The organism is Paenibacillus sp. 79R4, assembly GCF_013393165.1.
Lineage (GTDB): Bacteria > Bacillota > Bacilli > Paenibacillales > Paenibacillaceae > Fontibacillus.
Genome location: NZ_QJOT01000036.1, coordinates 1 through 1541, shown reverse-complemented (window position 1 = coordinate 1541; position 1541 = coordinate 1). Strand labels below are relative to the sequence as shown.

General features: G+C 49.7%; 1 pseudogene. It reads left to right on the top strand.

What is annotated here, in order from left to right:
* Positions 1 to 1541: pseudogene (locus tag DMN77_RS23495) on the top strand (DUF5704 domain-containing protein); the annotation flags it as partial.

Genomic DNA, 1541 nt, shown 5'->3' with positions numbered 1-1541 from the left:
GTCCATACCCCGGTCGTCAACTACTCGTCAGTATCGGATGATGCAGCACATAACCAGAAGACGAAGCCGAATGAGAGGCGGTCGGCCCTTATTTTGGAGCGGCCGTTCATAGTGAAAATTCCGACCTCGGGCCAGCATTTAAATGAGAGCAATTACCCCGGATACGGGAATCGGGATTATGCCAAGTATTTCAGATCGAAGCAGGTCAAGTTCGAGTTCGATGTCTATATGGGAGAGAGCAGCGGCTTCCAGACCTTTGTCCCCAAGGGAACATGGATCGAGGTTCCTGTGAATCAGGAGGAAGCAACCTTCTTCCTACCAGTCTGGGTCGATGAAGGAGATTATCAGGTGTATTTCCGAAATATTGCGGAGAATGCTCCAGGTGGCAATCCTGATGATATTCCGGCCCAGAATGATGCCAACCTGGATCTGGTGAATCACATGGCTCTGGACCAAGTATCCGTAGAGGTGATCGGCCGGCTGTATGATTTCCATATTACTGACATCGCCGATTACAACTGGGAGAATGTATTCCGTCAAGGCAAGGGAGCAGCAGAACCAACAGGAGTGTCCTACTGGGTAGGGATGGGGAAAATTGATGGAGACCCGAGAGGGAATCAATCCCCGTACAGCGTACTGATTCGCCCAGGAAGTCATCCGTTTCAAGGCTATAAGAACGTATCGATCAAGACTGGCTACCATTTCAAGTTTGATCTGAAGACCAAGGGCAATATGTTCGAGAAGCTGGATGGAATCCGCATCACACCGACCTTTTACTTTGTGAGTCATGACGGAAAGGTACGAGAGCAGGTGGATTTATACTACAGCACGAACAGTCAGCCATTTGTCAAAATCGGCTCGAAGGATGATAAGGTCAGCCGTTATGTAATCTTGAATGAGCGCTTGCGGAATGTTCCAGTAACGAGTTTGCAGGATACGGCAAAGTATAAATATTATCTGTATGAACCCGCATGGTTACGCGGTCAGAAAAGTCTGGAGCAGTACGTAAGTGAATACGTCGATAAAGTCACATTACAGAAGACGCCGGTGGGGAGCTATGATTTGCTGTTACTGGCGGAGCAGCTGCGGACGATGATTGGACCGAAGAAGGAATATCAGGGAGTAGCGATGCCGCAGGTGGTGGATGCGCAGCGGGCGAACGCCTCGATTCAGCAGTGGTATGGAGAATATAGTCTGCCGGCTGCTCCGTATATTGTGAAGGCCGGGGAATCACTGCAGGAATATCACCGGAAGAATGGGAAGCTGGATAATAAATCGCAGATATTCCTGCAGAACCGTTATAAGAATGGATACATTCTGGTGAACTTTGATATCGAGAGTATCCGGGACGGCAAGCTGGACGAGCCGCATCTGCAGTATATTCACGCTCCGGAGATGAACAAAGTGATCGGGGGCGTGAAGCGTCAGAATCAGTGGGAGATGGAAGGTTTCCAGTCCAAGGTTCAGGATGCCTACGGCAATACGTTTGAACTGGAGAATGGGGACGTGGTTCTGTACCACGCCAACAAATCGAGCCGGGA